The 698-nt window shown below is 41.3% G+C and carries 1 protein-coding gene; it reads right to left on the bottom strand.

Annotation, left to right across the window (positions count from 1 at the left end; genetic code table 11):
- Positions 1-698 (bottom strand): aldehyde dehydrogenase family protein (locus tag KIV40_RS28400; RefSeq protein ID WP_285352562.1); only part of this gene is annotated, 698 nt, incomplete at both ends.

Consider the following 698-nt stretch of genomic DNA (forward strand, 5'->3'; position numbering starts at 1 on the left):
TTGAATTCTTTATCTTCCGCTGAGAACAAATGTTTAATTTGATGCTCATGACCACTTGTCATGACTGTCTTAGCATGTGAGAAGGTAATAAAGCCTTCTTTACCATGGTAATTACCCTTACCAGACTCACCGATACCACCAAATGGCGCATCATCGACCGCTAAGTGGAATACACAATCATTAATACACATACCGCCAGAGTGGATAGTCTGTTTAATTCGCTTTTGTAGTGCTTCATCGAATGTCATTAGGTACAGCGCTAACGGTCGCGGCTTACTATTGATCAGCGCAATCGCTTCATCGATTTGTTTATACCCAATAATTGGAAGTAACGGACCGAAGATTTCTTCATCCATAATGTTAGATTCAAGTGACGGTTCAACCACTAGATGAGTCACTAGTCGGTGCTCGTTTTCATCGATGCTATCTACGTGGCAAGGCTCTACTCGTGTGCCTTTTCCAATTTCAGTATTAAGCAGCGAAATAACGCGATCATACTGACGGGAGTTCGCCACTGAAGTAAGATTTTCTGAATGAATACCTTTAGGGAATAGTGCTTGATATTGACGCTTATATTCTGAAATGAATGCTTCTTTCTTGCCTTCCGGAACCATTACATAATCAGGAGCGACACAAACCTGGCCATTGTTAAGGCTTTTACCGTAAATAATTCGTTCTACCGCTAACTCCATAGAAAC

It is taken from the genome of Vibrio sp. D173a, assembly GCF_030248475.1.